At 40.8% G+C, this 25,872-nt stretch carries 30 protein-coding genes and 1 other annotated feature (1 of these 31 cut by a window edge); of the genes, 7 read left to right on the top strand and 23 right to left on the bottom strand.

All coding sequences use genetic code 11. From position 1 onward, the window contains the following. Position 1: 1 nt before the first annotated feature. On the top strand, positions 2-298 hold the full coding sequence (locus tag ACQKEV_RS01005; protein WP_427444782.1) for an MGMT family protein: 297 nt from the start codon (positions 2-4) through the stop codon (positions 296-298). 33 nt (positions 299-331) lie between these two features. Further along, a complete protein-coding gene (locus tag ACQKEV_RS01000; RefSeq protein WP_427442512.1) occupies positions 332-853 on the top strand; it encodes a GrpB family protein in 522 nt (173 codons plus the stop codon). A 228-nt stretch (positions 854-1,081) separates the two neighbouring features. Here the strand turns inward: ACQKEV_RS01000 and ACQKEV_RS00995 are convergent, their stop codons facing one another. The 4 genes from ACQKEV_RS00995 to ACQKEV_RS00980 form a co-directional block, all read right to left on the bottom strand. Next, positions 1,082-2,041: a nuclease-related domain-containing protein gene (locus tag ACQKEV_RS00995; protein WP_427442510.1), complete on the bottom strand. Its 960-nt coding sequence runs from the start codon at positions 2,039-2,041 to the stop codon at positions 1,082-1,084. 595 nt (positions 2,042-2,636) lie between these two features. After that, positions 2,637-3,194, bottom strand: a complete 558-nt coding sequence (locus ACQKEV_RS00990; RefSeq protein WP_427442508.1) for a M15 family metallopeptidase — start codon at positions 3,192-3,194, stop codon at positions 2,637-2,639. 130 nt (positions 3,195-3,324) lie between these two features. Continuing rightward, positions 3,325-4,284 carry an ABC transporter permease gene (locus tag ACQKEV_RS00985; protein ID WP_427442506.1) on the bottom strand — a complete coding sequence of 320 codons (960 nt, stop codon included), beginning with the start codon at positions 4,282-4,284 and terminating at the stop codon, positions 3,325-3,327. After that, positions 4,253-5,176: an ABC transporter ATP-binding protein gene (locus ACQKEV_RS00980; protein WP_427442504.1), complete on the bottom strand. Its 924-nt coding sequence runs from the start codon at positions 5,174-5,176 to the stop codon at positions 4,253-4,255. The genes ACQKEV_RS00985 and ACQKEV_RS00980 overlap by 32 nt, the downstream gene beginning before the upstream one ends. Positions 5,177-5,350: 174 nt before the next feature. Between ACQKEV_RS00980 and ACQKEV_RS00975 the strand changes: the two genes are divergently transcribed. Next, the gene (locus ACQKEV_RS00975; RefSeq protein ID WP_427442502.1) at positions 5,351-6,067 is read left to right on the top strand and encodes a serine hydrolase; all 717 of its coding nucleotides are present in this window, start codon (positions 5,351-5,353) and stop codon (positions 6,065-6,067) included. A 302-nt stretch (positions 6,068-6,369) separates the two neighbouring features. Further along, positions 6,370-6,654: a hypothetical protein gene (locus ACQKEV_RS00970; protein WP_427442500.1), complete on the top strand. Its 285-nt coding sequence runs from the start codon at positions 6,370-6,372 to the stop codon at positions 6,652-6,654. A gap of 251 nt (positions 6,655-6,905) precedes the next feature. Here the strand turns inward: ACQKEV_RS00970 and ACQKEV_RS00965 are convergent, their stop codons facing one another. Together ACQKEV_RS00965 and ACQKEV_RS00960 are read right to left on the bottom strand one after the other, a co-directional pair. Continuing rightward, a complete protein-coding gene (locus ACQKEV_RS00965; protein WP_427442498.1) occupies positions 6,906-7,337 on the bottom strand; it encodes a YkvA family protein in 432 nt (143 codons plus the stop codon). A gap of 53 nt (positions 7,338-7,390) precedes the next feature. Then, on the bottom strand, positions 7,391-8,125 hold the full coding sequence (locus ACQKEV_RS00960; RefSeq protein ID WP_427442496.1) for a sulfite exporter TauE/SafE family protein: 735 nt from the start codon (positions 8,123-8,125) through the stop codon (positions 7,391-7,393). 114 nt (positions 8,126-8,239) lie between these two features. On the opposite strand from ACQKEV_RS00960, the gene ACQKEV_RS00955 reads away from it, so the two are divergent. Then, positions 8,240-8,755 (top strand): GNAT family N-acetyltransferase, encoded by a 516-nt coding sequence (locus tag ACQKEV_RS00955; protein ID WP_427442494.1) that lies wholly within the window; start codon positions 8,240-8,242, stop codon positions 8,753-8,755. A gap of 63 nt (positions 8,756-8,818) precedes the next feature. Here ACQKEV_RS00955 and ACQKEV_RS00950 read toward each other — a convergent pair whose 3' ends face one another. After that, on the bottom strand, positions 8,819-9,208 hold the full coding sequence (locus ACQKEV_RS00950) for a hypothetical protein (protein WP_427442492.1): 390 nt from the start codon (positions 9,206-9,208) through the stop codon (positions 8,819-8,821). Between the two features lie 83 nt (positions 9,209-9,291). Between ACQKEV_RS00950 and ACQKEV_RS00945 the strand changes: the two genes are divergently transcribed. Then, a complete protein-coding gene (locus tag ACQKEV_RS00945; RefSeq protein ID WP_427442490.1) occupies positions 9,292-9,927 on the top strand; it encodes a histidine phosphatase family protein in 636 nt (211 codons plus the stop codon). Positions 9,928-10,028: 101 nt separating this feature from the next. On the opposite strand, the gene ACQKEV_RS00940 is transcribed toward ACQKEV_RS00945, so the two are convergent. From ACQKEV_RS00940 to ACQKEV_RS00920, 5 genes are all read right to left on the bottom strand, one after another. Further along, the gene (locus tag ACQKEV_RS00940) at positions 10,029-10,292 is read right to left on the bottom strand and encodes a 2TM domain-containing protein (RefSeq protein ID WP_427442488.1); all 264 of its coding nucleotides are present in this window, start codon (positions 10,290-10,292) and stop codon (positions 10,029-10,031) included. Between the two features lie 156 nt (positions 10,293-10,448). Further along, positions 10,449-11,021, bottom strand: a complete 573-nt coding sequence (locus ACQKEV_RS00935) for a GNAT family N-acetyltransferase (RefSeq protein ID WP_427442486.1) — start codon at positions 11,019-11,021, stop codon at positions 10,449-10,451. A gap of 70 nt (positions 11,022-11,091) precedes the next feature. Further along, positions 11,092-11,358, bottom strand: coding sequence for a hypothetical protein (locus tag ACQKEV_RS00930; RefSeq protein ID WP_427442484.1), 267 nt, complete (start codon positions 11,356-11,358; stop codon positions 11,092-11,094). 55 nt (positions 11,359-11,413) lie between these two features. After that, complete coding sequence (locus ACQKEV_RS00925; RefSeq protein ID WP_427457661.1) at positions 11,414-12,202, bottom strand: class I SAM-dependent DNA methyltransferase; 789 nt, start codon at positions 12,200-12,202, stop codon at positions 11,414-11,416. Positions 12,203-12,307: 105 nt separating this feature from the next. Further along, positions 12,308-12,520 (bottom strand): hypothetical protein, encoded by a 213-nt coding sequence (locus ACQKEV_RS00920; protein ID WP_427442480.1) that lies wholly within the window; start codon positions 12,518-12,520, stop codon positions 12,308-12,310. Between the two features lie 625 nt (positions 12,521-13,145). Between ACQKEV_RS00920 and ACQKEV_RS00915 the strand changes: the two genes are divergently transcribed. Further along, positions 13,146-13,967: a protein-glutamine gamma-glutamyltransferase gene (locus tag ACQKEV_RS00915; protein ID WP_427442478.1), complete on the top strand. Its 822-nt coding sequence runs from the start codon at positions 13,146-13,148 to the stop codon at positions 13,965-13,967. Between the two features lie 399 nt (positions 13,968-14,366). On the opposite strand, the gene ACQKEV_RS00910 is transcribed toward ACQKEV_RS00915, so the two are convergent. The 11 genes from ACQKEV_RS00910 to ACQKEV_RS00860 all read right to left on the bottom strand — a co-directional run bounded on the left by ACQKEV_RS00910 (position 14,367) and on the right by ACQKEV_RS00860 (position 25,206). Next, the gene (locus ACQKEV_RS00910) at positions 14,367-14,822 is read right to left on the bottom strand and encodes a GNAT family N-acetyltransferase (protein WP_427442476.1); all 456 of its coding nucleotides are present in this window, start codon (positions 14,820-14,822) and stop codon (positions 14,367-14,369) included. Between the two features lie 191 nt (positions 14,823-15,013). Further along, the gene (locus ACQKEV_RS00905; RefSeq protein ID WP_427442474.1) at positions 15,014-15,487 is read right to left on the bottom strand and encodes an acyl-CoA thioesterase; all 474 of its coding nucleotides are present in this window, start codon (positions 15,485-15,487) and stop codon (positions 15,014-15,016) included. 82 nt (positions 15,488-15,569) lie between these two features. Further along, a complete protein-coding gene (locus tag ACQKEV_RS00900) occupies positions 15,570-16,532 on the bottom strand; it encodes an ABC transporter ATP-binding protein (RefSeq protein WP_269926805.1) in 963 nt (320 codons plus the stop codon). Next, positions 16,529-17,470 (bottom strand): NlpC/P60 family protein, encoded by a 942-nt coding sequence (locus ACQKEV_RS00895; RefSeq protein ID WP_427442472.1) that lies wholly within the window; start codon positions 17,468-17,470, stop codon positions 16,529-16,531. Before ACQKEV_RS00895 ends, ACQKEV_RS00900 begins: the two co-directional genes overlap by 4 nt. A gap of 13 nt (positions 17,471-17,483) precedes the next feature. Then, positions 17,484-18,587: a mandelate racemase/muconate lactonizing enzyme family protein gene (locus tag ACQKEV_RS00890; protein WP_427442470.1), complete on the bottom strand. Its 1,104-nt coding sequence runs from the start codon at positions 18,585-18,587 to the stop codon at positions 17,484-17,486. Between the two features lie 19 nt (positions 18,588-18,606). Then, positions 18,607-19,530 carry a S66 peptidase family protein gene (locus tag ACQKEV_RS00885; RefSeq protein WP_427442468.1) on the bottom strand — a complete coding sequence of 308 codons (924 nt, stop codon included), beginning with the start codon at positions 19,528-19,530 and terminating at the stop codon, positions 18,607-18,609. Between the two features lie 111 nt (positions 19,531-19,641). Then, the gene (locus tag ACQKEV_RS00880; RefSeq protein ID WP_427442466.1) at positions 19,642-21,285 is read right to left on the bottom strand and encodes an ABC transporter substrate-binding protein; all 1,644 of its coding nucleotides are present in this window, start codon (positions 21,283-21,285) and stop codon (positions 19,642-19,644) included. A 62-nt stretch (positions 21,286-21,347) separates the two neighbouring features. After that, complete coding sequence (locus ACQKEV_RS00875; protein WP_427442464.1) at positions 21,348-22,475, bottom strand: ABC transporter ATP-binding protein; 1,128 nt, start codon at positions 22,473-22,475, stop codon at positions 21,348-21,350. Between the two features lie 5 nt (positions 22,476-22,480). Continuing rightward, complete coding sequence (locus tag ACQKEV_RS00870) at positions 22,481-23,434, bottom strand: ABC transporter permease (RefSeq protein ID WP_427442462.1); 954 nt, start codon at positions 23,432-23,434, stop codon at positions 22,481-22,483. Next, positions 23,434-24,369 (bottom strand): ABC transporter permease, encoded by a 936-nt coding sequence (locus ACQKEV_RS00865; RefSeq protein WP_427442460.1) that lies wholly within the window; start codon positions 24,367-24,369, stop codon positions 23,434-23,436. Before ACQKEV_RS00865 ends, ACQKEV_RS00870 begins: the two co-directional genes overlap by 1 nt. 12 nt (positions 24,370-24,381) lie before the next feature. After that, positions 24,382-25,206: a M55 family metallopeptidase gene (locus ACQKEV_RS00860; protein ID WP_427442459.1), complete on the bottom strand. Its 825-nt coding sequence runs from the start codon at positions 25,204-25,206 to the stop codon at positions 24,382-24,384. A 518-nt stretch (positions 25,207-25,724) separates the two neighbouring features. Further along, positions 25,725-25,872: a binding site (T-box leader), on the top strand (it continues 65 nt past the right edge of the window).

The raw sequence follows: 25,872 nt of genomic DNA, 5'->3' as shown, positions 1-25,872 counted from the left end.
AATGCAACCATTCACAGCAGAAGTCGTTCGGATATTAAAGGAAATACCTGAAGGTTACGTCGTTACCTATGGACAAGTCGCACGCATGGCGGGCAGTCCCCGCGCAGCAAGACAAGTGGTGCGAATTTTACATACGATGAGTGAAAAACACGGCTTGCCTTGGCATCGTGTCGTCAATGCACGCGGGGAAATAGCCGTGCCCGATGAAGAATCAAAAGAGTTACAGCGCATGTTGCTACAAGGAGAAGACGTTGAATTCTTAAGTGATGGACGAGTGGATTTGAGTGTGTTTGAGTAACCGTTAGATATATTTTAGGCTGGGGGAAATCAAATGAAAGTTCGGCTGACTAGCTTCAGTGAAGAATGGGCACTTATGTATCAAAAAGAGGTTCATATTTTAAGTGGACTTTTTGGAGATGAAATCATTCGATTTGAACATTTCGGCAGCACATCTGTTCATGGTTTAAAAGCAAAACCAGTCATTGATATGATGGGAATCGTAAAAGACATCCATAAAATTGATTTATTCAATGAGAAAATGGATTCACTCGGATACGATGTGGCTGGAGAGTACGGGATTGAAGGAAGAAGATTCTTCCGAAAAGGCGGAGAAAACAGAACGCATCACATCCATATCTATCAACACGATAATCCACAAATAGCACGCCATCTAATTTTCCGCGACTATTTGCGTGCGCATCCATTGGAAGCTACGAAATATAGTCGTTTTAAAGAGGAGCTGGCGAAACAGTATGAGAACAGCCGTGAATATAGTGCAGCAAAAAATATGTTCGTGAAAGAAATGGAACAGAACGCACTGAAGTGGTTTGAGAAAACTAAGAGAACATGTTAATGAACGTTTAGGCGGTGCGGTTAATTGGGGTATAACCATCGTTAATTGGGGTAACTTCAAGTTTATATGGGGTTTGGTGTCATTTAAATGGGGTTGTGATGAGGATATTTGGGATTGGAATTCATTTATTTGGGATTGGAGAGTTTCTTGCACAAAAATACCTCCTCGAGCAGTTTCGAGGAGGGCAAATTGGTTCTTTTTTTCTATGGAAGAATCGCTAATATACTTTTAACTCCCGTTTTTCTTGTAATCAAAATAGTATTCCATTCTTTTCTTTGAGCCACTCTTTTTCATTTTCGAATTCCTCAAGATTTCAGTGGCTACTTTACACTCTGTATGGAGAAATCGACAACACTCCTTATTATTAATTTTATGACTAATCAACATCGAATAATCTGCTAATGCACCTATGTGAGCAGTTTTAGAATGAATTCCACAAATTCTGCATGTCCAACCTCTCAGAATTCTTTCCATTCTAACATTCTGGCATTGACTACAAATCACACCCGTAATAATGTCTTCTGGATTGATCGAATAATTTTTTGTTAAGGGAAATGGATTGTAATCTTGATGATTTCCCAACAACGTTTCAATAAGATTTACAATTTTTAATGGATTTAATACTCTTTTCATCCTCGGGCGGGTTCGAATAAAATGGGGTAAATCCTGAAGTCCCAATATGGGAATAGTAGTTTCTTCGAAAGATAAAGAACGATTAGCATCTTTGAAAACTACAGCAGAATAGATAGGAAGTTGGATATTCCTCATCTCCAAAAAATCATTAAACAAGTCAGTCATTTCAATAACTTGTCCAATCGGATTCTTAAAATAATCACTTTGGCCAGAAGGAAGCACTCTCTCTAATTGTGGATGATTATTACGAATGGTGATATTGCCTGAAATATTTTTCATTTCTAAGATGATTGCATAATAGGGAGTCAATATTAAACTATCCATTTGAAAATAATCTGTTGATTTCAAATGCAAATCATGGAAAATAAAATAATCAAACTTAAAGTTTAATCGATTTAACAAAGAATCTAAGTGGTTCTCCCCGTTCATGCCTGATTTAATAATCCTTTGTTGCAATTGAAGATATGAAAAACTCGGATGGGTCTCAGGAAGTCTTCGCAATGCTGCTTCTATTCCTCGCAATTTCATTGAAGATGAACGTTCTTTTACAATCAACGGTACAATCCCCCTTTTAGTAAGATTACACTCGTCCAACCTTTTCGACCTCCTTTTCAGCTAAACTTCCATTTTGAGCACTTTTGAGTGTACAAAATTAAATTTTGAGCTTAATTCCGTGGAGCAAAATTGAATTTTGCCATAAAGCGTCTCTGAGATAATAGAATAGATTTTTATTTGGGGTAACTTTAAAGATAAATGGGCTTCTTGGGATGTTAACTGGGGTAACGTTAGGTTTATTTGGGGTTTACGATAGTTTAATTGGGGTAACTTCCAAGTTATTTGGGGTAGCCGCTTTTTCTCCACAAAAATACCTCCTCGAGCAGATTTTCGAGGAGGGCAAATAATGATTTTTGCATAAACCGTCTCTGGGTTATAAGAATAGATTTTTATTTGGGGTAACTTTAAAGATAAATGGGCTTCTTGGGATCTTAACTGGGGTAACGTTAGGTTTATTTGGGGTTAAGGATAGTTTAATAGGGGTAACTTCCAAGTTATTTGGGGTAGCCGCTTTTTCCCCACAAAAATACCTCCTCGAGCAGTTTCGAGGAGGGCAAATTGGTTCTTTTTTCGCTTCGCTACTATAGTTGATACTTTACTTTTCCATCTTATCCTCTGGTCGCCAGCCATTCTGCAAGTCGCTGATCGATAAGTCGAAAGTATATTCTAAATGGGGGTAGTCCTTGAAACCAGGCCAGTCCGCTCCTGATAAAAATCCGAGATCCTTTCCGATGCGTATCACTTCAAACCAGTCCGCTTCCCCGTTGCCATTCAAGTCGCGCTGTAAATCATAGCTGATCGTTCCGTCACTGTTTTGCAGGACGAAATCGATGGCAAGTCCGTAGTTGTGGTAGCTCTCACCACCACGAGCGTACGTAACGATGTCACCATCGTATGTGCGTCCTTTTTCGTATAGAACGTCCTGTGATTCAACGGATCGGAAGCTATCAGTAATTAAAATTGGAATACCGATTTCCTCAGCTTCCTCGATTAATTGATTGCTCTTTTCTCCTACGATCGGATGCAAACCTTCCGGTAATGGGCGTTCTAGTCGTTCTTCTCTAAATTCAAGTTCATTGTGGACCCAAACAAAGAAGAGTCCGCCGATGACGAGCCACAATAGAATATTCAATACGGTCCATAATCGTTTCATACGAACTCCTCCTTTCCCCACACTGCTTTTCATCATACGTAAATTCTCCAGCGCTTTCAATGAATCAAACTGACCAATGGGCAATTGAATAAAAAAGTCGCTCCTCCGAAAAGGAACGACTCTTTCAAAATTAAGCTGTCACGTCTCGTTTTGTAAACGACCAATAGCTGATCAATAGGAATAAAACAACATACACAGTCAACACGGCAGCAGACAATGGCCAAGTAATGCCTGGAATAAACATATTGCCCGTAAGGTATCCAGTTAAATCAGTATGCGTAAACATGATGTACTTTGTAAATTCGTAATTTCTTAGGAAATAGACAATATTCGGACCCATAAACATAAGGAAAATCGATAATCCGATGGCAAGTGAACTTGTACGGAAAACACTTCCGATCATAAACGCAAAGGTCGTGAATACCATGATTCCGATAAATTGCAAACCATATAAAGCTAAAACTCGACTCCAATAAGATACTTCCACTACTTCCCCGCCGCGAACTTCTAGCAATGCACCAGTTCCTGCAGCGTCAAAGAATATGTATCCGGCAATCACGTTCGCAATAAGTGCAATAATCGTTAACGCTAATGCATAGAGCAATGATGTAACGTATTTTGACGTCAAAATTTTCCACCGTTTCACAGGTCTGCTCAACAACATTTTAATCGTTCCTTGAGAAAATTCGGATGCCACGATACTCGCTGCTGCAATGACTGCAAACATGAGCACCAAGGCCAGCAACTGATAGGAGTCCATCAAATTTTGTTCTCGATCACTAAATTCAAAAGGAGCTACGTTTTCAGTTAACCGGTATTCTGTAATCGCTAGTTCCTCTTCAAATTGTTTTTTGGTACCCTCACTAATCTTTGGGTTTGCGAGTTCAGCAGTTAAATACGCTTTCCTTTCAGCTGCGTTTTCTTTCCAAGTTGGTTGGTCTGTCGGTTGAACTGTATTATTATCTGCCCACTTTGAAATGCCTGTAATTCCAATTAAAATGACGACTAATAACCCCGCCATAATCCATGTGGCTTTTTTATGCCACAATTTCATCCATTCATTTCTTATGAGATTCAGCAATTTGGCCACCTCCAGTCATTTCGAGGAATTGATCTTCCAATGTTTTACGGAACGGTTGCACTGCGAATACTTGAAGATTTGCCGTTACCATCGCCTCAATGATTGCTGGAATTTGACTCTGCTCCACTTTAGCAATGAACCCTGCACCACTCGCTTCAATGAATAAACCTTGCGCGATCAATAGCTTACTAGTCAACTCAGCGGGTTGTGCCTCAATATAATAATGTGCTTCCTCCACTTGGTTCATTTCACGTATATTAATGAGTTGTCCGTTTTGAATGATGGCAATCCTGTCACACATCAACTCGATTTCGGAGAGCAAGTGACTCGAAACGAATACAGACACACCATCTTCAACGGCGATTTTACGCAAGTATGTTCGGAATTCACGGATACCGGCAGGATCCAAACCATTCGTTGGTTCATCCAAAATTAAAAATTTTGGACGATGTAACAATGCTTGCGCAAGGCCAAGACGCTGACGCATACCTAGTGAATAAGTAGAAACTCTTTCATGAATACGATTTTGCATGCCCACTTGTTCGACGACTTCCGTGATGCGTTCTTTCGAGATGCTTTTGTTCATACGCGCAAAATGAACTAAGTTTTTCCACCCCGACATGTATTTGTACATTTCAGGGTTTTCGACGATGACCCCGACCTTGCTCATCGTTTCTTCAAAGTGGTCACTCAATGACTGACCTTCCACCACTACTTCTCCACTTGTCGGCTTCATCAATCCTGCCATCATACGAATTGTCGTTGTTTTACCAGCACCATTGGGTCCTAGAAATCCGGTAATTTGTCCGGGGAATAATTGCAGATTCAAGTTATCAATAATCTTCTTTTTGCCTATGGCTTTTGACAAGTTCTTTAATTCAACAATCGGTTGTTGTTCCACTCTTTTCACCTTCCTTAAACGAGACTTTATTCATCTACTTACTAAGACGAAGTAACCAGATAAAAGTTCATATTAACTAATACGAAATACGCTCGCCTAAGTTTCATTTTTTTCACCACAAGGATTTATTTGGAAAAGCTTTTGAACTAAACTAAGGAAAAGGAGTGGGTTCAGATGAGGTTGGAATTATTTCCCGGGAAATATTGTTTACATTTGGAGTATCCAATTGGAGTCATTCGTTATTCGAAAAATATAGATGAATTATTTAAGTCTGCCAGTGTCATCAAGCTCCCTATTTTTCTCTATGGCATGCACCATGCAAAGGATATACATGAAGAGTTAGAAGTCTCCACTGAAGACGTCGTGGATGGATCAGGCGTACTGCAAACACTTGTTACACAACCAAGAACTTTTTCAGTTCGAGATTTGCTTGCGCTCATGATGGTCGTTTCAGATAATACGGCAACCAACCTTTTGATTAGACGTTACGGGATGAATCGATTGAACTCCTATATTCAACATCTTGGCATGACGAAAACGGTATTAGGTCGCGAAATGCGGGACCTTGTTGCCATCTCAGAAGGTCGGGACAATTTCACTTGTGGACGAGATATGGTCGCTTGCTTAAGACATATGGTTAGTTCACCGGTTTTTTATGATCTGTTGCAAATCCTGGAGAAACAGCAGTTTCAAAATAAAGTTCCTGCTGGAGTCAACAGTGACCAGTTTGTCTTCTTCAATAAAACAGGCGAACTAGATGATGTGGATCATGATGTCGGGTTATTTATGTATAAAGGCCAAGTCGGATTATTTGTCGGTCTGACTGAGGGGAGTAATTCTTCGGGGAGAGATTTGCTGCACGAATTCGGACATATGTTGGAAGACTTGTAATGTAAAAGTGGAGTCCTACTTACGGAGATAAAGAAGGATAATCGTTATGGGACACAGAATACAAAAATTACCACATTTAATAATAGAGGCGATGTATTCATGAGTGCTTGTTTTAATAACGTTCAAGATGTTCTGGAAAATTACAAATCTGCAATTTTCGAGAAAGATGTTGAGAGATTTTTGTCTACTTACGCATCGGGCATACATATTTATGATTGTTAGGGAAATTGGGAGTCCATTGGTATTTCCCATTGGAAGGAAACAGTAAACGGTTGGTTTAAGTGATGAATGGAGGTGTAGTTATGTGGATCATATTTGGGGTTATTGCAATAGTAGCAACTTTTATAAATCTTTATATGTATATAGCAGGAAAGGATTATAAGCTTGCTATGGCGCTAGGATTATCATTTACAGCCTTAACACTTTGTTCAGAATACAGTCTTGTATCTGGGTGGGTAAAAGCAGAAGATTGGTCAGCTTTATTAGATGTAGTACCCGGTATGGAAAGGGCATTATGGTTTTTGACAATTGTTTCTATCTTACTAAATATAGCACCTATACTTTTAGAACTAAAAGGTAAGAAATAATTACTTATTGTCACATCATTTATATAACATGCAATTATTGTGTAAGTCTTTATGTATAACTAACAGGTGCTTTAGTGAAAAAGATAAAAAAATGAGCTTTGAAATGCTTTTCCAGAATCATTTATCTATACAATATCAACCATTAACTTTAACAAAGCCAAACAAAAATAAAAAGAGGTATTCAATTGTATAGCTAATTGGATACCTCTTTATTTTGAATACGGATAGACGATTCAATACCGCCCGCTCTTTTATTTTTTCGGTAGCATAAGATCATCTATATTATTGTCAGTTGGTCCAAACCAGGATTTCATTTTCTCATACGCTTGTTTTTTCGTTGGTTCATCGATATGAGAAATCACTTGATACAAAGCATACGCAATTACACTTGCGTCATCTGCCAAACCGACCACTGGAATGAAATCCGGAAGTATGTCTGCCGGGAAAATCAGGTAGCCAAGTGCTCCTGCAATCGTGAGTTTTGCAGAAGTCGGTACTGCTGGATTTTGAGCAGTGAAATAAAGCAACAAGCTTGTGTATACTGTTTTTTCTCCTGCTTTTTTACCATACTTCACAATTTTATTCCAAAATTTTTCGTCATCGTAATGCTCATGCGAACTCTCGATTTGCTCCTGTGGATCCACGTTTTTCAGCAAATTCTCTTGAATATCTTGCTTGTTCATTTCATCACTCCTTTCTATTAGTATGTCGGTTTGAATGACAGTTTTCAATGATACTATAGGATGTTTTCCACGACCAATTGCAAAATGAGTAAAGCGGTTACGACACGTAATATGGGTTTGACGTATTGCGGTTTTAATTTTTCCGCAATACGGACTCCCAGTTGAGCACCCGTAATGGAACCCGCCATCAAAGCAAGGGTCAATGGCCAAATGATGGCACCCGATGAAATATAGCTGATTGCTGCACCGAAACAACTTGAAAAAGTAGCCAGCCTAACTAACCCTACAGATTTCACATACGCAATGTTTAAGTAGCTGAACAAATAAAGCATCAGCGTGCCTTGTCCTGGACCAAAGAGCCCATCATAAATTCCAATCCCAAATAAACCCGGTCCACTCACCTTACTCAGTTTCAATGGTTCTTCTCCTGTGAAATTGCCTTTGCCAATAAAGGATGTGACAAATGCAAAAGCGAGGAGAAAAATCGCCAGTACATACAAATTGCTCGCTGAGAGCTGGGAAGCAATAAATCCTCCGGTCACTCCGCCACCCAAACTGATTGGAATCAGCCAAAGTGAGTCCTTCAACGAAATTTGTTTGCGTTTATACAATGTAAAGAAACTGGAGAATGAACTCACTGTGTTGGATACTTTATTTGCCCCAATGGCTGAATGAATCGGCATTCCAAGCAGTAACATGGTAGGCAAACTGATGAGCCCACCTCCCCCTGCCAGTGTACCGATCGTTGTAGCTGTAACTCCTATAAAATACAGTAGAAAATAATCCAACCTAATCACCTGTCTTTCTTATTAACTTTATTGTACTTCGCGTCTCGAAATAAGAAAATGACGATGATATAATAGAGTACAATAAGAAAAACTTATGACAAGGGGAATATTCGAATGTTTAATGGTACTAAAATTCGTTTAACTGCCATGAGAAAAGAAGATTTACCAACATATCGCCAATGGAACAGCTTGGAATCATTTGGACGTTATTATAACGCTTCTCCTATGCGTGAGGAATCAGAAAAAAATGCTGAACAGTTATTGGAGCATTCTGACCGTAGTTTTCGTTTTGCCGTCCGACCGATTGATTCGGAGCAATTTTTAGGTGTTTGTGCCATCGAAGATATTTTATGGCCACATCGTGTAGGCTGGCTGTCCATAGCTCTTGGACCGGAATTTCACGGCAAAGGCTTTGGCACAGAAGCCATGCAATTGTTGACGATTTATGGTTTCAATGAACTGAATCTTCATCGTTTACAACTGACGGTGTTTGGCTACAACGAAGGTGCCATCAAACTTTACGAATCCCTCGGTTTCAAGCACGAAGGAACATTCCGTGAGTTTTTGCAACGTGACGGTAAGCGTCAAGACATGCACTTATATGGACTGCTCGTTTCTGAAGTGGAATAAGGTTAAAAAAAAAGACGCTCGTCCCCAAAAATCATTTTACAATGACTTTTGGGACAGCCTCTTTTATTGTACTTTTGACTTAGTAAAACGTTGATATAAGTTACGAATGATGCCACTCACACTTAGGATAAATAAAATGATTAAAGTAATTTGAATGATCACGATCATCCAATCAGGAAATGACAGGATACCCGCTCCGATCAAATGATTTAAACTCATGAAAATCAGAACTAGCGCTACGAGTGAAGCGGCCAATATGCCAAAAAGCGCAAGTAATTGAACAAAAGATAATCGCTTTATATGTTTTCGCAAACGCACGATTTGCAAGAGGATTACCAGGATGAACAATATAGAGGATAGTTCCGCAGACCCTATGTAGATGGAATTGACAATGTAGAAAGCTAAGATAATGCTGATAATGATGCTTTGGTATTTATCGATAATTGCTAGCATGTTTGTATCGCTCCTTTATTAGTACTACGCAAAACCTGACGAAAAGTTTCAACTTAGATGAAATAAGAGAAATGAGGAATATTATGCTGACTCTATATATTACACGACATGGTCAAACAGAATGGAACGTTCAATCCCGCATGCAAGGATGGGCAGACTCTCCGTTAACTGCTACCGGGATTTCTGCCGCTTCTCAGTTAGGCAAGCGACTTAAAGATGTTCCACTCGATGCTGTTTACAGCAGTACTAGTGGCCGTACCATCCATACCGCACAACTCATTATCGGGGAACGTGATATTCCTCTCATTCAAAAAGAAGATTTACGCGAAATCAATGTTGGTGAATGGCAAGGGCTGCTTTCTTCTGATATTGAACGGGATTATGCGGAGCAAGTCAAAACCTATTATGAACGCCCGAGTCAATACGAGTCTACTTCTGGTGAAAGTTTTCATATGTTGAAAGAACGTGTGCTGCGTGCAGTAGAAGAAATTGCCATCGCACATCCTGACGGTCACGTCTTGATTGTCACGCACGGTGTCGTTAAGAAGTGCCTTATCAATCACTTCAGTGGGGCTGATTTGGATATATTGTGGGATCCCCCTTTTATTCACGGTACAAGTTTGACTATGTTGGAGATTGATACAGATCGACGCGAATTGACCATGATCGGCGATATGTCGCATGCGGAAGAAGCGAAAGGTCCTGTTAAAGTACAATAAAAGAGAATTTGAAGGCTGCAGATGCAGCCTTTTTTTGTTAATCAAAATACTCACCAAAAGAAAAAGCATTACCGGAGTACCAGCAATGCCTTCTTACATATTTACTTTTCCATGTATTCCTTAATTTTTCGTTCTTCCCAATCCGCGCCGAATTTGCCATAAGCGAGAGTGGAAATACCATGTACAGTTACACCAATTCCCCAGCCACATAGTGGATAAAAGAACCATAAATCACTTGGATCCGAAATCATGTTAATAGCAAATAACATGATGTTTACTAAAACGTAAACCATTAAATGAATGTAGAATGCTTTTAGATTCTCGACCCTTTTCTTAGCCCTTGCATACTTTTCATTTGTCTCCATGTGCCACTCCCCTTAAAATCACAGTTCTTGACTATATTATGCTCATCTTTAATCGTTAATTAAAAATGCTTACTTTTTATTCAAGACTGTTGTAATGCTTTCTAGGAGTTGAATCAGATCTTTGATTAGAGCTTCAAATGATTATGTCTGCATGTTTTATCCCTTCAAGGAAAAATCTTTTACGTTACATGCTACTTTCGAGAGTTTTACTTTCCAAATCATATGATCTGATCCCTCTCCCCAAAAATTATTCAGCAAATAAGACGGAGATCCATATTTCTTTTGCCAAATCTTTTGTGCCGTTTTATAGCCACTGTCCAAACAAAACTCTTCTGTTCCCTTATTTTGCAATGCACGATACATGGCATTTAAAAGTAAGTTCCCTATCCCATTGTTTTGGTACTGAGGGTGGACAAAGACTGTACCAATCTCAATTAACTCTTCATAAGCATTATCAGTGCACTTGCAAATAAGTTCATTTGCCGGACCGTAAGCAATTGAACCAACAATTTGATTGCCATCCAAAGCAATCAAGAAATATCTGTTTTCTCCGCAACTATCCAAATCAGCTGCAAGGAATTGTTTCTTGGATTCTATTTCTTCTTTCATCTCATTTACCAAGTCCCCAATGCCTTCTTTGTTAAATGTATCCGTAATCACGATTTCGAAAAAATGATGCAATTCTTGAATGTCTTCATATTTCGGCCTTCTAATTTCAATGTGTTCCATGTAAAAACGCCTCCATTACTTACAGACCCCCAAAGATATAGGATTGTGCAAGAAAAATAACAATTAACTATTATTGAAACGCCAAAATAATGCAAACAACTCCCAATCCCGCTGATGGCAAATAGACCCATTTATCTTCTTTATTAAAAATACTAGCTGCTGCTTCCAAAAACGCAAAAAGAGCCACGCAACTAACTACTAATCGGAAAAATAGTTCTCCAAAATTAGTGGTGAACCCGTAATAAAGGACACCAGCAAAAGCAATTATCAACAAGATATTTACTATTTCTAATGGCTTTGAACGTTTTCTTGTTCTCTTTTCAAAAAATAAGCCCATTCTTAAAACCACCTTTACTTGTACTATCCGAACAAAATAGTTAAATTGCACACATCTAAAGCGAACTGCTTTTTTGGCATACATAAATCAATTCGGTACTGCCTTTTTGAATTGGTGATTTGTTCCACGAATCATATGTATAGAGAATGCTGAATCCATTTTGTTCAATCAATCTTTCCATTTCCATTGGAAAAACGTAACGCAACAAGATGCGATCTTTTTCAGTTGAAACAACTTGATTTTGATCATTCAAAATTTCCCTTGTGGAAGTACTGGTAAGTATTTGGGTTAAAGGATCATATGAGTCCACCTCATATTCAGTGACTTTTCGCATACGTTTATCGACATACGTTCGTTTTGATTCATCTATGATTGCCAGCTCACTTAAAATAGGAAACCTTGTATTAAAAATGAAGATACCTTCCTCAATTAAGTGTGCATGCACGGACTGGAATAAGTTATTCTGGGCCTCATTCGTTAAGAAGTGTTGAAATGAGTTTCCAGTCATATAGATTAATGAGCCAGATTTATTTAACTTTAACTTTGTACAATCCTGTAACTCCCATTGAATAGGCAAATTTGTATTTCTGGTTTTCTTTCTCGCTCGATCTAACATTCCTTCATTAATGTCTACACCCGTTAACTTGAATCCCTTTTGTGCCAAGGGGATTGTCAAACGCCCCGTCCCACAAGCAAGATCAATTATCTCCCCATTTATTTTCTCTGCCCATTCTAAAATCAAAGGAAAATCCTTTAAGTAATTTTGATACTGTAGGTCGTAATATTCCGGGTCATTGTATTTTTCCATGTTATTTTCAAAAATATCTAGCGCATGTTTGGTCAATTTCAAACTCCCTTTTAAATTAATTGATTTTGCCATAATAAAGTTTGTTATTTTATAGTCATTTTTTCTTATTTAAGGTCCGCGCCACTTGCATGGTTCTCCAACTCAGTTAGTAACCACTTCTTTTTTTAAAATGAAGATTTCTCGTATAAACGCCCCAATCACGCCAGATAGGAAGACGATGGCAATCAAGTTGACTACTTTTACTAGAGTACTAGGCGTGTAGATGACTTGAATACTTTGGCCAATGACAAATAAGCCATAGACTATGCACATAATCAGTAGAAATTTTGGTGTAGCTTTTATTCGATTCTTCATCATTGGCCTCCAATAATAACTGTCATTTGTAAATTCTATACAAATACAGGAAATTCCTTCTCCTGCGACAATCAACACTTACATTTAAGCCTCATTTAGCAGTGCTTTGATATCGTTAATTTCGAACAAAACAAACAATTTGTTATTGAGTAACTTTCTCAGCCTGAAAATGACATTTTTAATTAGAGTCTAGACGAAAGTAGAAATGTTGTACTGCTTGTTCATGGAATCAAGAAAAGTGTTTGGTGCGAAAACTTTAACGCGACTTGCGCATTGGTGTTTTCAGACTTCAATGGCATTTTTTCAGACGTGATGCCTCTTTTTTCAGACGTCGTCTCCATATTTTCAGACGTGAATCGTTAAAAGTCAGACTGAGCGTCCGCTCACCCGATAAAACAATAGATTTTGGGTGCTGATTGCTTTGCTTCGTAGCCTTTTCTATCCTCCTGCGGTTACTCGTCGCGAGCCCGCGGATAGTGGAGCTGGTTTTTCAAAGCACCAATGAGGAAAGTGAGAAGTGCGAATGTCAATATGGATATCCGTTATGATAGCCACACATAAAAATGATTCCTGAATATGCTAAGAATAATGTCAATTATTAATCGAACTTGGAAAGAGGAATATTATGATTCAAATATCGGGGGTGCCTTTTCAGCAAAGTGACTTGTGGACAGCTGGGAGTATTGAAAGATTGATTGTAGAGAAGATGATGGAACAAACCGTCGTTTACTCATATGAATCTATAGCTGAATTATCGTTCGAGCTTATATTACGAAAAAATATCATAGCAAGCGCAAGAGCCATGCATCAAAGCAATCCGCGGTTTGAAACATTTGCAAATGCCCGTAGTAATCCTCAATACTGGCAGTTGACGAGTAGCGGCGGATTCCTATTGAAGAATGGTGTAAAGCCATCTGAAGCCATTCAAGATATCTACTTGAACAGTGAACAATATGCTTTTGAATGTGCTACGGCAATGGTCATAATCTTTTACGATGCGGTCTTAAAATCTATAGGCGAATCGTTATTTAATCAATTATTTCAAAACAACATTTATTTATACAGCTGGCAATATGATTCCGAACTTCAAATTAGACCGTATTATTCGTTCCAATCTTTGCCTGGAGATGTCATATATTTTAAAAATCCAGAGTTCGACCCGCAAACCCCTCAGTGGAGAGGGGAAAATGCCGTTGCTTTAGAAGATAGTACGTATTTTGGTCATGGGTTAGGAATAATGACCTCCGAAAAAATCATAGATGAACTGAATCTTAGGAGGAAGCCAGAGTCAACTCAATCTGCCTATCTAACAAATGTAATTGGAAGACCTTCTTTTAAACATTTAGCAAAAATTTCTATGTCGCAACCCAGTTATGTGGTTCATAATCTCCAACCTATCGTCCATCATAACGAAAGTTCAATTCCAATTGATCGATTAATGATCTAAGTACGACCATTGAGGTTGTCAATTATTGCGATAAAAATAGAGATATATCCACAAATAAAGGACGATCAATTGTACTGCACCCCGAAAGTTAGACCACAAAATCTAACTTTTGAGGTGTTTTTTTGGTCAAATATGATGGATTCAAGCAAAAGTTGTTCACACTTATTTAGCTGGTGAAGGTGGATATTATGCCCTGGCTACTAGATTTGGAGTTCCAAGTAAAAAGAATTTAAGAAAATGGGATCAGTACAAATTCACCCATGAAGATAGTCTTTTTGTGTTGTACTTAAAATTTTTGCATCTCATTAGATACGTTGTTAACACTTGCTTACCATGACTCTGTCCATACTGGCCAATGATAAATAAAATAACCCTTCTTTTTGAAACCGCAATTAGAATTTATAATTTCTTTTCCATAAATACGCTATTGGGGTCCTCCTTGTAATCAGAAAACGGGTTACAATAATTGAACCCGAAACTTGAATAAAGTCTTCTTGCTGGATCGAAAGAATCCATTGATCCCGTTTCCAAACTTAACTTTTGATAACCACGTCGTTTGGCTTCTTCAATTATGTGTTGAAGTAGTCGTTTTGCAGCTCCTTTGCGAAGATGGGATGAAGAAGTTCGCATTGATTTGATCTCTCCATGCTGACTATCAAGTTCTTTAAGTGCCCCACATCCAACTAATTCTTTCCCTTCCCATGCACTCCAAAATGTAATATCTTGTTGTTGCAACTGCTCATGATTGAGAGCATGTATACTTTCTGGCGGTGAATGCATTGTCATACTATGAAGATGCTCATTTATCAATTTAGTAATTTCTGAGCCCTTTAAATCATCTATTTTAATATCCATCATTATCCCTCCGTAGTTTTTAATTGTAGTGGACTAGCAATCTCATTTCATATTTAAAGCGTTAGTTACCTTATGTAATGAACTATTTATAGACCACCAAATAAGTAGGATAGAGCATTTTTATTTCTAAATATCATCACGACCAGTACTGACCATAAAAAAGCGGCAGCCTGTAAGCCACCGCTTTCTTTCTATAATTTCATTTGAATTCTTTGTTTCCGGTGTTCTCTTCTTGCAGGTCCTGAGTCAAAGAGGCGTTGTTCGCTCTCTGTTTCAGGTCGTATACCAGGAACCGGCATAGGTTTTCCATCTTCAACTGCTACAAATGTTAGGAAAGACTCCGTTGTTAACTTCGTTTCTCCAGTCAATAAGTTCTTCGATTGCACACGTACATACACTTCCATCGAAGTGCGGCCTGTCGAGCTCACGATGGCTTCCATCTCCAGCACATCTCCAACCCTTGCGGAAGATAGAAAATCCACTGAATCGATTGATGCGGTGACAACCGGCATATTGCAATGTTTCATCGCCGTTATTGCACCGATTTCATCAATATAGGATAAAACTCTACCCCCGAAAATTGTGTCATGGTGATTCGTGTCCGGCGGTAAGACGAGATGTGTTTGGATTGTTCTCGACTGGCTCATTGGTACTGAATTTGTCATGATGATCTTCCCTTCGTTGCTGAATAGATTCATCATACAAAACGATATAGTGATTGAAAAGTTTCACGGTTTACAATTGTTGTTACTCGTACAAGTGACACGCCACAAAATGACCTGGTTCCTGTTCCTGCCATGCAGGTTTGACGTTTGCACAAACCTCCATCGCCATCGGACAACGCGTTCTGAACACACATCCTGAAGGTGGATTGATCGGACTCGGTAATTCTCCTTCGAGTAAAATGCGTTCGCGCGATTCTTCGATGTCCGGGTCAGGAATCGGAATAGCGGACAATAATGCTTGCGTGTACGGATGAAGTGGGTTTGCATACAGTTGGTCACTGGTCGTCAATTCCACCATATGTCCTAAATACATCACGCCGATACGGTCTGAAATGTATTTAACCATTGAAAGGTCATGCGCAATAAATAAATAAGTTAAGCCTTTTTCGCTCTGCAATTTCTGCAGTAGCTTCACCACTGAAGCTTGAACAGATACATCCAGCGCCGAAATGGGTTCATCCGCAATGATGAAGTCAGGGTCAAGTGCCAAGGCACGTGCAATTCCGATACGTTGACGTTGACCGCCAGAGAATTCATGCGGATACCGGTTGGCATGGTCACGATTGAGACCAACATCCTCCAATAACTGATAAACCCGGCGTTGCATATCTTCTTTTTTCTTATGTAACCCGTGAACTTCCATCGGTTCAGCGATAATTTCAAATACCGTTGAACGTGGATTAAGTGAAGCATATGGATCTTGGAAAATCATTTGCATATTGCGTAAAAATGCATAACGGTCGTTTTCGCCCATCGTATGCACATTTTTCCCAGCGTACGTTACTTCGCCTTCCGTTCGATTATATAACCCCATAATCGTTCGTCCCGCTGTTGATTTACCACAACCTGATTCCCCAACGAGTCCGAATGTTTCTCCTTGGTAAATGTCAAAACTGATGCCGTCCACGGCTTTCAATGTTTGGTTTTTACCTAGATCAAAATGGCGTTTTAGATCTTTTACTTCAAGCAATACTTGACCGGTCATGACGCTTCCCCCTCAGCTCTTGCGTAGCGTCTTACCGCGCACAATTCTTTTACAAATTTCGTTCCCTCAAGTTCGATTACTTCAATGTGTTGTCCTGTGGATGGTGAATGAATCATTTGGCCGTTGCTTATATAAATGCCGACGTGTCGAACATTGCTAGAACCAACGTTTGCAAAGAACAATAAATCACCAATTTCCCACCGACTCATGTCGGCTATCTCTACTTCTTCACCACTTTTTGCTTGATCGTCGGCATCCCGAGGGATGAAATAACCATGCGCCTTTAACATATTGTAACTAAACCCTGAACAGTCATAGCCATAAGAAGACATCCCGCCCCAGAAGTACGGAAGTTCCAAAAATCGCATAGCACTCGATACGATGTCGTCCCCTGAGCGTTCAATGAAAGCTTCAATTCCTGGCCCATGCTCTATTTCTTCGCTCGATAGTAGCGCTTCACCATGTGGTGTTGAAACTAAAGTGAATTGTTCATTATTATCGATAACTGGAAGAATCGTATTAAATGGTACTACCAGTAAAGGCTTTAAATCTTTTGTCCAAAGCTGCGCTTTCGGCACTGTCACTTTGGCAAACCCAAAGTCTGAGATGCGTTCCATTTCTTTTAATTGAGCAACCGGTATCCATCCCGGATAACCACGGCTATCCTTTTTGGAAGGTTGCCATGTACAGATGACTTTCGCCCAGTCACCAACGATTTCCTCAATCAATACATGTTCCCCGTAAAGGATTTGTGTTTGGACACGATTGCCATCACACAAATCAAGCAAATCCTCATACTTCATAGCCTCCAGCCACTTTGTAAAACGGACTGGGTTTTCAAGTCCAGGGGCATCCTGTTCTCTTGCAGACTCAGGCGAAGTCCATACTGTCGCAACAGCGACTGAACAAACCCAAGTAGTAGATGATTGAAATAACATATGAAATTCCCCCTTACCCTTTACGATGAAATCGTTTATTCATTAAATCTGTATGTAACCCGAGCCCTGGCTTGCGTGTAAATCGAATATGTCTGCCGTCGTATACGATGCCGCCTTCAACGATATCTTCTGCTAGCATTAACGGCGCATCAAGATCAAAGCGGGTCACATTCGGCTGACTTGCAGCAAAATTTGCGGCCGCCGTTATGCCCAGTTTCGTCTCAATCATGCTACCTGTCATACATTCAACACCATAACTTTCAGCCAAGGCATTAATTTTTAACGCTTGATAAATGCCGCCAGCTTTCATCAGTTTGATGTTGATTAAGTCCGCCGCACGGAGTTGCAGAACGCGTAATGCGTCTTTTGGTGTGAAAATACTTTCATCCGCCATTATCGGTGTATGTGTGTGCAAGGTTACATGCTGTAAACCTTCGATATCATGCGCTTTCACGGGCTGTTCAATCAATTCGATTTCAAGTCCGGCATCTTCCATCTGCCCAATCGCACGAACCGCTTCTTTCGCTTCCCAGCCTTGGTTGGCGTCCAGTCTAAGTTTCGTTTCATAGCCGATTTTTTCACGAATGGCTTGAATGCGTTCCACGTCTTTCGCGATATCATCGATGCCTACTTTTATCTTCAGCACATTAAATCCGCTTTTCACATAACGAGCTGCGTCTTCAGCCATTTCTTCCGCATCATTAACACTGACAGTGAAATCGGTTTCCAGTGTATCGCGATAACCGCCCAATAATGTTACTAGCGGGAGACCTGCAAGTTGCCCAAGCAAGTCATGAATCGCCATATCAATGGCGGCTTTTGCACTTGAATTTCCTACCATGGAACGATGCAGTTTTTGGAATACCCGCTCCGAATGATGTAAATCCAGCCCAATCAGTTGTGGACCCATTACATGATCAATCGCAAACTGAATACTCCCTAGGGAATCACCCGTAATAACATGGGTAGGTGGGGCCTCCCCCCACCCAATATATCCATCTTCTGTTGTTATTTTTACAAAAATGGAGTCTGCAATCGTCACGGTACGAAGTGCAGTTTTAAAAGGTTTTGTGAGCGGTACCGCAACCGAAAAGGTTTCAATTGAATGTAGAATCATGGTCGTTTCCCCTCCCGTTTTACTTAACGCCAGGTAAAATCGTCAATGTTTTGGCATCGCCATCCAATTTCGCTTCCACTCCTAGTGGCACAGCAAAATGCGGCTCGCAATGTCCGATTTTAAATCCAGAAACGACTGGTTTTCCTAAGTCGCCTAGGTAATGTTCCAGTACTTCGCCGAGTGTTAAAGTCGTTTTGCGTTTTTTCGGCTCTGCTCGAGCAAAATCACCAACTACGATACCAGCTACATCTTGAAGTTTCCCAGCTAGACGTAATTGATTTAACATGCTGTCTACTTTATAAGGTTCTTCATCTACATCTTCAAGCAACAGTAACTTCCCACGTGTATCGATTTCATATTTAGAGCCTAGTGCACTCACTAGTAATGAGAGATTCCCGCCGACTAATTCCCCTTGTGCATTCCCGCCACTCAATGTAGTTAACGGAGAAATAGCTTCTGTATAATGCAGTTCAATTGGTTCGAATAATTGATTGAACATACGTGCGGATAAATCCTGGAATGTATCTTTTCCTACATCGGATGCCAACATTGGTCCATGGAAAGTTACCACATTCGCGAATTGTCCGATTGTTGTATGAAGGAATGTGATGTCGCTATAGCCCCATAAAATTTTCGGTTGTTCCGCCATTAACTGAAAGTCGATACGGTCAGCGTAACGGCCTGCCCCGTACCCACCTCCTGCGCAAATGATGCCTTTAATGTGTGGATCAGCAAGCATTGCTTGTAGATCTTCCAGACGTTCATCATCTGTACCTGCCAAATAGCCGTGGACGTTTTCAACGTGTTTGCCCATTTTGACGTTCAATCCCAGTTGTTCCAAAAATGCGAGCGAGCGTTGCAAGCTTTCTAAGTTGGGAGGACTTGACGGGGCAATAATGCCAATCGTATCCCCTTTTTGTAATCGTAATGGTCGTATGCGCATGCGTGTGTTGCTCCTCTCTTCTATTTTCAAAAAAAGTTATTTTCTTTAGTATAACTTCTTTTGAAAACAGAAGGGTGCGGCGCCATATTCAGACGCCGCAACTTCTATTATTTATTCATTCGTTTTGTCTACCCATTTAAGGTCTAAGTAACCCACTGGGTGACGAACGATTCCTGAAACGTTTGGTTTTTGCAATGCCACTTGGTTATAGAAGTGGATTGGGAAAATCGGCATTTCAGCCATTAATATTTTCTCTGCATCCATCAATAACTGCCAGCGAGCTGCTGCATCAGTTTCTGCTTTAGCATCAGCAATCAACTTATCGAATTCTGCATTTGACCAGCCCGTACGGTTCATTGAAGAACCTGTGATAAAGCTTTCAATCGCGTTCACTGGATCTGCATAGTCATGTAAGAAAGAAGAACGTGACAATTGGTATTTCAATTCTTTTTGTTCAGAAGCAAATACACTTCCTTCAACGTTCGCTAATTCAACATCCACGCCTAAAGCTTCTTTAAACTGCGCTTGCAACGCAACTGCTATGTTTTGATGTGTATCTGAAGTTGAGTACGTTAAAGTTACAGTCGGCAATGTGTCGTAGCCTTCTTCTTTCATACCTTCTTCTAACAATTTCTTCGCTTCTTCAGCGTTGAATTCAACTAAATTGCCTACTGTGTCACGGAATTCTTTACCGTCCGGACCTTGGAAGCCGTATGAAACGAAACCATGTGCTGGTTTTTCACCGTTTTTCGTTACGAATTCAACTATCTCTTGTTGGTTAACTGCTGTTGCGAAAGCTTTACGAATTTTTTCGTTCGTGAAAGGCTCCATTGTCGTATTGAAACGGTAGAAATAAGTACCTGCTTGGTCTTGAATTGACACTTCTTCGCTGTCCATCAATTCTGCAGCCAATTCAGAAGGAACGTCAGATACGTCAAGTTCATTTGCTTGGTACATTTGGTACTCCGTATTCGTGTCGTTGACCATTGCCCACTCGACTTTATCAAGCTTCACAGTGTCAGCATCCCAATACTCTGGGTTTTTCTCAAATACCATTTTCGCATCATGTTCCCACGTTGTTAATTGGAATGGTCCGTTTCCTACGAAGGATTCAGCTTCAGTGAACCACTCTGCGTTTTCTGTTGCTACTTTTTCATTGATTGGGAAAAAGCTTGGGTTAGTAATGATATTCAAGAATGCATCTGTTGGTGCAGTCAATTTTACTTCGAATGTTTTTTCATCTACTGCTTTCATTGCTACATCTTCAATCTTACCTTCACCTGTGTTGAATGCTTCTGCACCTTCGATGAAGTATCCAAGGAATGCTGCTGGTGAAGCTGTGTTTGGATCTAACATGCGTGTCCAGCCGTAAACGAAGTCATTCGCTGTTACTGCGTCTCCGTTCGACCATTTTGCATCTTCACGAATGTGGAATGTGTATGTCAAACCATCTTCAGATACATCAATCTTTTCAGCCGTTGCTTCTACTGGCTGATGGTCTTCTCCTAAACGAGTCAACCCTTCCATCAAGTTGTTCAATGCATTCCAAGAAACAGCATCAAAGCCAACCGATGGATCGAATGATGTAGGCTCGCTGCCGTTGTTCAAGTAAAGCACTTTTTCTTCAGCTGTTTCTGTTTCTTTGTCGTCTCCGTCTTTGTCTGCTGGCTTTTCGCCTGCGTCATTATTCGCAGTACATGCTGTTAGTACAAGTGCGAATACGGCTGTCAATAATAACAAGAGCCATTTCTTCATGTGTGTTTTCCCCCTCGGAATTGTTTTCATGCTTTATGATTATGCACCTAGGTGCGTTCATCCTATTTTTGAGCTGCTGCCAAAAATGCTTGTGCACGTTCGTCCTGCAACCAGCAGTCAACGCGATGTGTCGCTGATTTTATCGTTGTGTCCGGATGTACGTGTTCACAAACTTCCATTGCAAACGGACATCTTGCTGTAAATGCACACCCTTTTGGTGGCGCAAACAAGTCGGGTGGCGTGCCTTCAATCGGCTGTAGTTCTTCCGCAATCAAATCGAGACGCGGCACCGAATTGAGCAAGCCTTGCGTATACGGATGCTGAGGTGTATAGAAAATTTCACGCTTCGTACCAAGTTCAATAATCTTACCAGCGTACATCACCGCGATACGATCCGCGATTTTTGCCACAACGCCTAGGTCATGGGTAATCAAGACAATGGATACCCCTGTCTTCGCTTGAATTTCTTCAAACAATTCGAGGATTTGTGCTTGAATCGTTACATCTAGTGCAGTTGTCGGTTCGTCTGCGATTAATAATTCCGGTTCGCAAATGAGCGCAATCGCAATGACAATTCGTTGACGCATCCCGCCTGAAAACTGGTGAGGATACTGTTTCAGACGTTCCTGTGGGTTTGGAATGCCCACCAGACGAAGCATAGCCAGCGCTTTTTCTTTCGCTTCTGTTTTGCTTGATTTCGTATGAGTAAGTACACCTTCCATTAACTGCTCGCCAATGGTAAGGGTTGGGTTAAGTGCCGTCATCGGATCCTGGAAAATCATCGATATGTCGACACCCTGTACTTTACGAAGTTCTTTTTTCGTCATATTCGTCAGATTGACATCTTTGAACATTACTTTGCCATCCGAAATGCGACCTGGTGGCTGTGGAATGAGTCCCATGATGGCATTGGACGTTACGGATTTCCCACAACCCGATTCGCCTACAATCGCCAGTGTTTCTCCTTTTCGAAGATTAAAGGATACACCACGGACAGCATGGACATTTCCACCATAGGTTTTGAATGACACATGTAAATTGTCTACCGACAAAATGATGTCTTCGGTTATGACTTTTTTACGTTTCGTTTTTTGCGTGTGCGCCGTCACAACCGCTTGTTGAGTACGCCCGACTTCCGCGCGTCTTTCTCTCGCCAATTCTCGGGCGTTTTCTAGTTGCTGTTCGTTCATATGTGTCACCCCCTTAACTTCGGATCAAGTGCGTCTTGTAGTCCGTCACCAAGGACGTTAAATGCAAACATGGTTAATGAAATAAAGAATGCCGGGAAGAATAGTCTCCACCAGTGACCTGATAGGATAACTGGCAAGGCATCATTCGCCATAACACCCCAACTTGCAAATGGGGCTTGAATGCCGAGTCCAAGGAAACTCAGGAAGGCTTCCGCGAAAATGGCACTCGGAACTGTCAATGTCATTTGGACAATAATTGGACCCATGGTATTCGGCAATAAATTACGTCGAATGATTCGTGGGGTCTTTGCTCCAAATGATTTGGAAGCTGTCACGAATTCATAGTTTTTGATTTGCAATACTTGTCCCCTGACAATCCGGGCCATTCCGACCCATCCGGTAACAGTCAGAGCGACGATAATTGTTGTTAAACTCGGACCCATAACGACCAATAATAAAATAACAACTAATAAATGCGGCAAGCCGTAAAGCACTTCAATGATGCGCATCATGATAGCATCTGTACGGCCGCCTTTGTAGCCACTGAAACCGCCGTATATGACTCCGATGAAGAAATCAATCAATGCTGCGGCAAGTCCAACAAACAATGAAATCCGTGCGCCATACCATGTGCGTGTAAATACATCGCGTCCCATTTCGTCCGTCCCAAACCAATGTTCACTTGAAGGTGCCTTGTTTTGGTTCGGCAAGTCCATTCCATCTACAGCATGTGGGGAGAACATTGGGCCGAAAATCGCGAGTACGGCAAGGAGAACCAGGAAAATCAAACCGGTCATCGCCAATTTATTTGTGCGAAGTCGGCGCCATGCATCTTTCCAATAGGATAAGGAAGGACGAACGACGGCTTCCGCTTCGACTAAATCTTTTTCTTTCTTACGGAACCATTCATCAGGTACTTGGTTGGGTGATACGGGTGTTGATTCGTGGTTGATAGTCATCACGCATCCCCCTCTTTCTTATGCAATTTAATACGTGGATCCAGGAAGCCATAAACCAAATCGACGACGAATAACATGAACACAAGAATCGTGCTATAGAATACGGTTGTTCCCATAATGACCGGATAATCCCGGTTGTTGATACTTTCAACGAAATATTTCCCCATCCCAGGAATCGCGAAAATTTTCTCGATGACGAACGTTCCTGTCAGAATCCCGGCAAGCATGGTCCCCATAATTGTGACAACAGGCATCAAGGCATTGCGCAATGCATGTCTTGCAACAATACGAAACGGTGACAACCCTTTTGCTCTCGCCATCTTTATGTAATCCTGCGTCAATACTTCAAGCATCGATGAACGTGTCAGACGCGCAATGATGGCCATTGGACCAGTGGCTAGTGCGAGTACCGGAAGCACCATATGCATCGGACTCGACCAGGTGGCTGGTGGGAAAATATTATAATCTACTGCTAGTTTTTGAATCAGTAATGTAGCAAGCACGAAGCTTGGAACGGAGATTCCAATTACCGCAAACGTCATTGCAAAGTAATCAATAATTCCGTTGTGCCGCAGTGCCGCAAACGTTCCGAGTAAAACACCCGAAATCACCGCTACCAAAATAGTGACCATCCCAAGCTCAAAGGATATCGGGAAGCCCCTGGCGAGCAGTTCATTGACTGTCTCATTCGGTTTTTTTATAGATGGTCCGAAATCCAACGTAACGATTGATTTCAAGTAGTATAAATATTGGACTGGAAGGGGTTCATCCAGCTTATAAAAGCGTTCCAGATTGGCTTGAATCGTTTCATTTGTCGTCCGTTCTTCATTGAACGGTGAGCCTGGAATTGAGTGCATTAAAATGAATGTCAGTGTCGCGATAATCAGAATGGTCATGATCATCATCAAGAAGCGTTTGATTGTATATGAGAACATGTCGCGTCCCCCTTAACAGAACGTCGTCTGCATCGCTAGTTCCACTTGAACTAACATTGCTCGGTACGCTTCCAAAATATCTTTTGCTTCAAATTTCACAATCGTTGTTCCAGGTTCGATTTCACAGCCAGGCATAATTGCTGCCCATTCTGCTTGTCCGTAGTTTGCGAATTCAATTCGCAGTGTTGGGTTGGTAGGAGGGATAAGTGGTTTAACCAAATGACGATTGTCCACCGCTTTTTGGATTTGCTCATTCAACAATGCATGTGATTTCTTCGGATGCATCGTTTTGACCGCCTGGCGTGTGATGGATTCTTTCACTGCAACTGTTGTAATGTTTGGAATGAGTGCTGCCGCTTCACGGCAAGCTCCGTCATCCCCTGCAACCATGATGACCGGCACACCAAAATGACCAGCTACATAGGCATTGAAACCAAGCTCCCCAACTTCCACTTCATTGATGTACATATTCCGTACACCAAAAATCATAGAGTGACTCATGACACCTGGTTGCCCTGCACGCGAGTGGTAACCAGCGAAAATCGCTCCATCATATGTTTCATCGAGTGCTTGCACCATGGAGTAAGGTTTCACTCCACCCGTAATCAACATTGCTTCCGGATGCAAATCTTCGACGAGTAAATTATTCATTTGTGAATGGCTATCGTTTACTAAAATATCGGTAGCCCCTTTTTTCAGTAAACCCTCAATTATGGCATTTGCTTCGTTTGTCATGATACGACGGGCGCGTTCATAGTTGTGTTTCTTCGAATCTACGAAAGTGTGATCAGGCAAACCTGTAATCCCTTCCATATCGATCGAGATAAAAAATTTCATATTCGTGATGTCCCCCTCATACCATTGATACATATTTTTATTTTTGTGAATTTTTGGTTATTGTTATTATTAAAAGGTACCAAAATTATTAGAATATTTCAATATACTTTGAGGATTTTTTTCGTTTTACGAAATGATTTTATGAGGATGTTGGAAGAAAATTGTAGACCTCGAGAGTGGGAATACCCCCTAAAGAAACGTGCTAGAACAACATTTAATGGCCGAACCCCATTTAAACGGGTTGGTACCCCAGTTAACTGGTTAGATACCCCAGTTAACGCGGTGGATACCCCAGTTAAACGAGTCGGTACCCCAATTAAACACCGTCCAACACCAAATAAAATGCCATCTATTACGAATATGCATTTCCCGCCAACTTATTCCTTTAAAAGGATTTCAGTTGACATCTGCTTTCATGCGTACTACGATAGGAACAACTTTTTTGTTCGGGATTTAGGCAGAAGGTGTCGGGAGCGACATCGCCGGTGAGAACACCAAGTTGAGCTGAGTTGAGTTGAGAAAAATCGATGACAAAGAATAGTAGCTCAAGTGCGTCTTCATAGAGAGTCAGCGGACGGTGGAAGCTGATAGACAACTTCGTGTGAATGGTCTTTGGAGAGTTTCCCAGAAAATTAGTATGGGAAAACGTGTGATCTACGTTACAGA

Origin of the sequence: Paenisporosarcina sp. NPDC076907, assembly GCF_050269735.1 — a bacterium.
Lineage (GTDB): Bacteria > Bacillota > Bacilli > Bacillales_A > Planococcaceae > Paenisporosarcina.
This window is presented reverse-complemented; position numbering and strand designations above follow the sequence as displayed.